At 75.2% G+C, this 6920-nt stretch carries 8 protein-coding genes and 1 pseudogene; 3 read left to right on the top strand and 6 right to left on the bottom strand.

The genetic code is table 11. The annotated features are described in order from the left end of the window. Positions 1-709 (bottom strand): annotated as a pseudogene (locus tag AOK22_RS42200) (hypothetical protein); the annotation flags it as partial. A gap of 58 nt (positions 710-767) precedes the next feature. Here AOK22_RS42200 and AOK22_RS15330 point away from each other — a divergent pair. Together AOK22_RS15330 and AOK22_RS41450 are read left to right on the top strand one after the other, a co-directional pair. Beyond that, positions 768-1325 (top strand): hypothetical protein, encoded by a 558-nt coding sequence (locus AOK22_RS15330; RefSeq protein ID WP_208606400.1) that lies wholly within the window; start codon positions 768-770, stop codon positions 1323-1325. A gap of 183 nt (positions 1326-1508) precedes the next feature. After that, the gene (locus AOK22_RS41450; protein ID WP_141753925.1) at positions 1509-1847 is read left to right on the top strand and encodes a hypothetical protein; all 339 of its coding nucleotides are present in this window, start codon (positions 1509-1511) and stop codon (positions 1845-1847) included. Between the two features lie 964 nt (positions 1848-2811). Here AOK22_RS41450 and AOK22_RS41880 read toward each other — a convergent pair. The 5 genes from AOK22_RS41880 to AOK22_RS15310 form a co-directional block, all read right to left on the bottom strand. Further along, positions 2812-2973: a DUF6760 family protein gene (locus AOK22_RS41880; RefSeq protein ID WP_167357846.1), complete on the bottom strand. Its 162-nt coding sequence runs from the start codon at positions 2971-2973 to the stop codon at positions 2812-2814. Further along, positions 2970-3407 (bottom strand): hypothetical protein, encoded by a 438-nt coding sequence (locus tag AOK22_RS15325; protein WP_055699203.1) that lies wholly within the window; start codon positions 3405-3407, stop codon positions 2970-2972. Before AOK22_RS15325 ends, AOK22_RS41880 begins: the two co-directional genes overlap by 4 nt. Then, entirely contained in the window at positions 3407-3850 is a 444-nt protein-coding gene (locus AOK22_RS15320; RefSeq protein ID WP_055569989.1) for a phage tail protein, read from the bottom strand. The genes AOK22_RS15325 and AOK22_RS15320 overlap by 1 nt, the downstream gene beginning before the upstream one ends. Before the next feature lie 117 nt (positions 3851-3967). Then, on the bottom strand, positions 3968-5545 hold the full coding sequence (locus tag AOK22_RS15315; protein ID WP_055699202.1) for a phage tail sheath family protein: 1578 nt from the start codon (positions 5543-5545) through the stop codon (positions 3968-3970). Between the two features lie 176 nt (positions 5546-5721). Beyond that, positions 5722-5904 carry a hypothetical protein gene (locus AOK22_RS15310; RefSeq protein WP_055699201.1) on the bottom strand — a complete coding sequence of 61 codons (183 nt, stop codon included), beginning with the start codon at positions 5902-5904 and terminating at the stop codon, positions 5722-5724. Between the two features lie 353 nt (positions 5905-6257). Between AOK22_RS15310 and AOK22_RS15305 the strand changes: the two genes are divergently transcribed. After that, positions 6258-6920, top strand: a 663-nt coding sequence (locus tag AOK22_RS15305; RefSeq protein WP_208606399.1) for an AfsR/SARP family transcriptional regulator, incomplete at its 3' end; no start/stop codon positions are given.

The raw sequence follows: 6920 nt of genomic DNA, 5'->3' as shown, positions 1-6920 counted from the left end.
GGCGGTAACCACCGGGTGCGATACGGCGGTTGACCGGGACCACGGGCAGGGGGGTGGCCGGTGCCTGGGCCTGGGCCCGAGGTGCCTCGGGCTTGGCCGCGCCGGTGTCTGGCGCCGTCCTCTGGGGCGCGTCGGCCTGCGGCCGGGATTCCTGCGCGCGGGCGGCCCGGGGCTCGGGTTCGGCCTCCGGCCGGAGGGAGAGCTCGGGAACCGGCGGCGTGGCGGGCGCCTTGGTCCTGCCGGGGACGGCCCGCTGGACGGGCGCGACCGGCGCGCCGATCGGCGTCGAGCGCGGGGTGCCGGACGGCGCGGGGGCCGCCGGTGGCGTCGGCGCCGCCTGGCCGAGGGGCTCGCCGAGTCCGGTGCGGGGTTTGCCGGCAGGCGTCGTGGCGCCGTCCGGCGCGCGCCGGACCCGGCGTACGAGAGGCCGCCGCTGTACGGGCTGGACGGGGGAATCCGCCCGCACAGCGGCGGGGTCGGCCGCCCCTGGCCCGGTGGGGGGCACCGGGCCAGGGACGTCTGTGGGCCGGACGCCGGAGGGGGCGTCCGGGGCGGGCGGCGCGCCGGTACGAGGGCTCGGCGTGCCCGGCTCGGAGGCCGGGGCCGGGGCGGCCGCGGCGCCGTCGGCCTTGGCGGGGGACGGCGCCGGACGCCTGGCCCCCACGGGGAACAGCTGCCGCTCCGGCACGACGGCGGGCTTCGCGGACACGAGCGGCGAACGCCCGGACCGCGACCGCTGTACGACGGGCACGACACAGTCGGACGACATGGCACCACGGGCGCCGGTCAGGGGGGCGGTGTGGCCTGGGGTCTCGGTGGGCGTGGGCGCCTTCGAGGAGGCGGGCGCCTTCGTGGACGCGGGTGCGTTCGCGGGCGTCGGCAGCGGTGTACCGGCGCTCTGCGTGGAGGTGGCGGTCGTGCGCTGCACGGGCGGGGTGCCGGTGGCCGCGGGAGTGCCGGGCGCGGAGCTGCCGGACGTGCCGCTCCCCGTGGTGGCGGTCGGCGCGGACGGTCGGCCGGGCGTGCCCGCCGTGCGTCCCCGGGCCGGGGGTGCCGCAGGAGTGGGCGCGGACGGGGCGTCGGTGCCGGGGTTCGTGGTGCCGGTGCCGGTCGTCGTGCCCCGGGGCGTGGGGGCCTGGCGGGCACCGGTGAGGGGAGCGGTGGGCTCGGCGGCCGGCTGCGGAGAGGACTCCGTACGCGTACGGGGCGGCTGCCCGCCGGACCTGGTCGCACGCTGGACGGGACGGTCCACGGGGGCACCGGGCTCCGCTCCCGCGCCGGTCGCCGGGGAGGGCGTCGTACCGCTGGGCGCGGCGGAGTTCTGACCACCGCTCCGGGCAGGCGCATGCGACGCACCACGCGAGGGGCGGGGCGCGCCCGGGGTCCTGGAGCCCGACGCGGGGCCCGGCGCCCTGTCCGCGTCGCCCGCGCGGGCCGGCGCGGGGCGCGTACCGCTGCGGGGAGCGGCGGGGGAGCGCTGAACGCCGGGCGTTGCCGGTGGAGTCGAGGTGCCGCGCGAGGGGCTGTCCGCTCCGGTGTCCGGCGTCGTGCCGATGTCGTCACCTCGGCCCACCGTGGGCCGGGTGTCGCTGCCGGTCGCGGTCGAGCGCCGGCCCTCGGTCGCGGGAGGGAGAGCGGTGCCCTGCGCGGGGCGGGGTGCCTCCGGGCCCGGTGCGGCGGGGCTCGTACCGCCACGGGAAGCGGTGGAGCGCCGCACACCGGGCGTGGCGGGTGGAGTCGACGCGCCAGGAGCGGGCCGGTCCGCACCGTCGCCGGGCGTCCCGGCCGCCTCGCTCTCCCGGCCCACCGTGGGCCGCGTACCACCGCTGGAGTCGGCCGAGCGCTGAACGCCGTTCGGGGACGCGGACGGTGACGCGTCACGACCGGGCTTCGACGCACGCGACGCACGCGACGCACGCGACGGATTCGACGCACGCGACGCACTCGACGTACTGGGCGCAGGGACCGACGCACCCGGCGCGGCGGTGCGCGGTACGCCCGAGTCCCGCGTGCCGCCCGCCTCGCCTGCCGGAGCCGCCGGAGCCGCCGGAGCCGACGCGGGCCGTGCCGCCTCGGTGGCGGGGGACCGCTGGGCGGCCCCCTTGGACGCGGGCGCCCGCTGGACTTCCGTGTCCGCCGCCGGAGTCGGCGCGCCCGGTGCCCCGGCCGCCGGGCCGGACGCCGTCCGCTCACCCGAGGCGCCACGGGGTGACCCGCCGGCCCGAGGAGCGCGCGAGGTCGACCGCTGGACGTCCGTGCCCGGCGCCGAAGTCCCCTGGGCGGACTGCCCGAACCGCGGCCGAGGCAGCCCCCCGTCGCCCTCCGCCTCCGCCGAGGCGGACTCCGTCACGCCCCGTACGGGCAGCCGCAGTGAGGGCAGGTCGAGGTTGCCGGGACGGCCGGCGACCGGGGTGAGGACGTCGCGGAGCAGACCGCCGGGGGCCGAGGACCGCACCGCGTGGCCCAACTCGCCCCCGAAGGAGGGGTTCTGGTGGGTGGCGAGCGTGGAGCCGAAGCCGCGCTCCGCGACCGTGCGCGGCGCCGCGAGGACCCGCTGGACCGGCGGCGCGACGGACCAGCCGCCGTCACCGCCCCGCCCGGGGGCAGCGGCGGTCCCGCCACCGGCGTCGGCGCCGCCATCGGCACCGGCGCCCGCGTCGGCCCGCGCCGGCTCCACCGCGCTCGGCGCGGCAGCGTCCTCCCGCGGCCCCCGCCGCCACCTGAACAGACCCATCACTTACCTCGACTCAGCTACTCACCGACCTGCCGACCCGCCGACCCCCGGATCCACGGACCCAACGCCCCGGCGCCTCACTGCCTGGCCGCCTCCGCCTGCTCCACCAACGTGGCGGTCCGCGACACGTACGCGCGCCGGTCCGCGTGTTCGAGGTCGAGGATGTCGTCCATGCCCCAGTGGAAGTGGTAGGCGAGGTACGCGACTTCCTCCTCGATGCGGTCGGCGGCGTACGTCACGATTCCCCCAGGCGGCTCCCGGCCAGCTCCACCTCGAAGGACTCCTCGCAGTGCGGGCACGCGACGGCCGCCCGCGTGTGCCCCTCCGCGTTGATCTGCCGGTAGAAGTCCTGGAGGAAGGCCAGGTCGGAGGCGAACATGTTCTCCACCGTGCCGTCGTGGACGGCGCCGAGCGTGCCGAGCCGGGTGATCACCCGGCCCAGCAGCACGACCGACAGATAGGCGGGGTTCTCGCGGACCCGCACGTCCCGCAGCGGCACCAGTTCGTCGCGGGCCGTCGCCAGCCGCATCGCGCCGTTGCGGTGCACGGTGCCGGACTCGTCGACGTACCCACGAGGCAGCTCGAACTCGAACTCCGTGCGCAGCGGTTCGCGCACCGCCGCCGTGCCGGGCGTACCCGCGGCACTCGCCCCCGCCGGGCCTTCGCGCCGCATTACTCGATGACCAGCTCTTCGAAGACGATGGTGACCTGCTCGGTCAGCGCGGCGGCGTCGCCGGCCTTGACCCCGCTGGTCTCCACCTTGCTGCACCAGGCGTTGCGCAGGTTGTACCGCTTCACCGGGTTGTTCTGGTAGTCCATCATCATGATCGTGGCGTTCTTGCGCGCCGAACCCATGTCCCCCTGAATGGACTTGTTGATCCACTCGCTGAAGACGGGGCTCTGCGTCATGCCGCGCGTGACCGTGCACTCGCCGGCCTTCTTCACGCCGGGCATCTTCTTGACGACGGGCTTGCCGTCCGCCGAGACCTGCTGGTACTCGATCACGTCCTGCTCCATGGACAGGCCGCTGACCTCCTGCAGGTACTCGACCATGACACCGTCGATCTGCAGGCCGAAGTTGTGTGTGGTGAGCGCATCACCGGGCTGAAGCGACAAGGGAGTTCTCTCCTGAACTGCTGTCTTTACTGCTACTGCTACTGCTGCTTGTTACTGCGATGGCGTACGGGTCCGGGCCGTCGGGGCCGGTCGCGCGACCGGCCCCCGCCCTCTCGACTACTCCTCCAGCTCGCCGCCCCCGCCGGAGAACTGCGCGAGGCGGAACACCACGAACTCGGCCGGCTTGACCGGCGCGATGCCGATCTCGCAGACGACCCGGCCGAGGTCGACCGACTCCGGCGGGTTGGTCTCCTCGTCGCACTTCACGTAGAAGGCGTCCTCGGGGCGCTGGCCGAACAGGGCGCCCGAGCGCCACTCGTTGACCAGGAACGCCGAGACGTTGCGCCGGATGCGCGCCCACAGGGCGTGGTCGTTCGGCTCGAAGACGACCCACTGGGTGCCGATGAGGATCGACTCTTCGAGGTAGTTGAAGTAGCGGCGCACGTTCAGGTAGCGCCAGGCCGGGTCGGACGCCATCGTGCGCGCGCCCCATACCCGGATGCCGCGGCCGGGGAAGGCGCGGATGCAGTTCACGCCGATCGGGTTGAGCAGGTCCTGCTCGCCGCGCGTGATCTGGAGGTCCAGGTCGACGGCGCCGCGCACGATCTCGTTGGCGGGCGCCTTGTGCACACCGCGCTCGGCGTCGTTGCGCGCCCAGATGCCGGCCATGTGGCCGGACGGCGGGACGGTCACGGCCTGGCCGGTGGCCGGGTCGAAGGACTTGATCCACGGGTAGTAGAGCGCGGCGTAGCGCGAGTCGTAGCCCGCGAGTTCCTGGCGCCACTGGCGCACCTGGCGGGCGTTGAGCGACGGCGGCGGGTCGATGATCGCCATCCGGTCGCCCATCAGCTCGCAGTGCGAGATGAGGCCGAGCTGGACCGCCTTGACCTGCTCGGCGTCGATGAGCCCCTGCTGGTAGGCGGCCATCAGGTCGGGCACCGCGACCATGTTGACCTCGTCCAGCGCCTCCAGGCCGCCGAAGCCGGTGCGGTCGGCGGAGTCGCCGATGAACTGGGCGGTCTCGACGCGGGCCACGGCGCCGTTCGACGCGGGCACGGCCGGGGCGGCGGGCGCGGGCGGCGCGAGCGTCACGGCCTGCGCGTCGGGCTTGGCCACCGTGCCGCTCGTCGCGGACTCCTCCAGGACGATCGTCTTGGAGCGCTGCTTGACCTGGGTGACGACGTAGTTGCGCGCCGTCTTCTTCGAGCTGACGTCGAAGCTCTCGACGACCTTCTCGCCGTCCTTGACGACCAGCTTGAAGCGGTCGGCGGCGCCCTCGCCCTCGGCGTCCTGCACCTCGACGGTGAGCGAGCCGCCGTTGGTGCTGCCCGCGGTGATCGCGGCGACCTTGAAGCCGCCGAGCGCCACCGGCTCGCCGGCCGTCAGCTGCTGGGGCGCCTCGGCCGCGGGCGCGGCGGGCTCGCTGCCGTCGGTGCCGCCGACGCGGACGACGTAGGCGGCGGAGCCGCCGTTGTTGAAGAAGCCGTACACGGAGTGCGCCAGGTAGTACCCGTCCGTGAACTCGCCGAACGCGGCCACGTACTGGGACCAGTTGGTCACCAGGGTGGGCTCGTTGAGCGGTCCCTGCGGTGCCAGACCGACGAAGGCCGCCACGGAGGTTCCGACGCCCTCGATCGGGCGCGAACCGCTGGCGACTTCCTCGATGTAGACGCCGGGGGACAGGTAGTTAGGCATTTTCTTGGTTCTCCTCGGGAGGACAGGCCGTGGGGCCGCGCGCCGGCGGGACCGCGCGCCGTCGTACCCGTCCGACGATGTCCCATGGACGAACCGGCGAGTAGAGACGGGCGGACGCCGTGCAGGGCAGAGGGTGCTGCCCGTTCGGCCACCGGTCGCGGGGCAGGTGGGGCGGGTCAGGCGCGCCGGGCCCCTGAGCGCTGGACGTCGGCCTCCGCCGCGCGCGGGAACCGCTCGGAGGGGCCGGAGCGTCCGGAACGGGAGAGCGTGTCCGAGGCGGGGGAGTCCGTCATCCGCTCCGGACGCGCCGCCGCCGGGAGGTCACGTCCGGCGTCGACCCGCCGGTCGGTTGAACGCATGACGAAAACTCCCCCGGTGGGCCGCTTGACCTGGTGGTGCCCGGACGATCCTCTCCGCCGCCGCGGGGGTGCCCCAAGGACGGACGGGCGCGGCGGAGGGCAGAGCGGACTGCCCCTTCGGCCACGGAACCGGAGCGTGCCGTCCCGACCGGCTGAATGTGAACGTTCGGTGGCGTATATGTCGCCTATCGGTGTGGAACGGCGTCAATACCTGGTCAACAAGGTGCCGCATGTTCCCCGCGTGCCGTCGGTACGGAGGGGGCTGACGTAACGTTTGGTGCGTACGGACCTTCGTGGCCCGTACAAACGGGCAGGTCGAGGTGAGTGATGGGGCAAGGGGGTGCGGGCTGACCATGCGGGGTGACGCAGGCGGCGATCCGGGGCGGCACGGCGACACGGGAGCCGGCCGGGGTGAACCGGGCGGCGCGCTGCGGTTCCAGGTCCTGGGGCCGATGCGTGCCCGGCGCGACGGACGGCCCCTCACGCTCGGCCCCCCGCAGCAGCGCGCGACCCTGGCGGTCCTGCTGCTCCGCGGCGGCCACCCGGTCTCCGCGTCGGAGCTGGTGGACGCCCTGTGGGGCGAGGAGCCGCCGCCGCGCGCGGTCGGCGCCCTGCGCACGTACGTCTCGCGGCTGCGCGCCCTCCTCGAACCGGACCGGCGCGCCCGCGAACCGGCCCGCCTCCTGGTGTCGGCCGGCGACGGCTACGCCCTGCGGGTCCCGCGCGGCGCCCTCGACGCGTGCGAACTGGAGGACCGCGTCACCGAGGCGCGCCGCCTGCGCGAGGCCGGTGAACACGCACGGGCCCACGCCGAGTTGACCGCGGCGCTCGCGCTGTCGGACGGTGCCCCGCTGGCCGGTCTGCCCGGCCCCTACGTCGGGCGCCAGCGCGACCGGCTCACCGAACTGTCCGTCACCGCCCAGGAGGAACTCTTCGCCTGCGCCCTCGAACTGGGCTGCCACGGCGAGAGCACCGCGCCCCTGCGCGTCTTCGCCGCCGAGCACCCGCTGCGCGAG

Source organism: Streptomyces silaceus, from assembly GCF_001419745.1.
GTDB lineage: Bacteria > Actinomycetota > Actinomycetes > Streptomycetales > Streptomycetaceae > Streptomyces > Streptomyces silaceus.
The sequence above is the reverse complement of the archived record's forward strand: the minus strand, read 5'-3'. Positions and strand labels throughout refer to the sequence as shown.

Bases quoted from the DNA above. Each gene is read 5' to 3' on its own strand.
- AOK22_RS15330 (WP_208606400.1), top strand. From the start codon at position 768: ATGGCACCACGGGCGCCGGTCAGGGGGGCGGTGTGGCCTGGGGTCTCG.
- AOK22_RS15325 (WP_055699203.1), bottom strand. From the start codon at position 3,407: ATGCGGCGCGAAGGCCCGGCGGGGGCGAGTGCCGCGGGTACGCCCGGC.
- AOK22_RS15315 (WP_055699202.1), bottom strand. From the start codon at position 5,545: ATGCCTAACTACCTGTCCCCCGGCGTCTACATCGAGGAAGTCGCCAGC.
- AOK22_RS15310 (WP_055699201.1), bottom strand. From the start codon at position 5,904: ATGCGTTCAACCGACCGGCGGGTCGACGCCGGACGTGACCTCCCGGCG.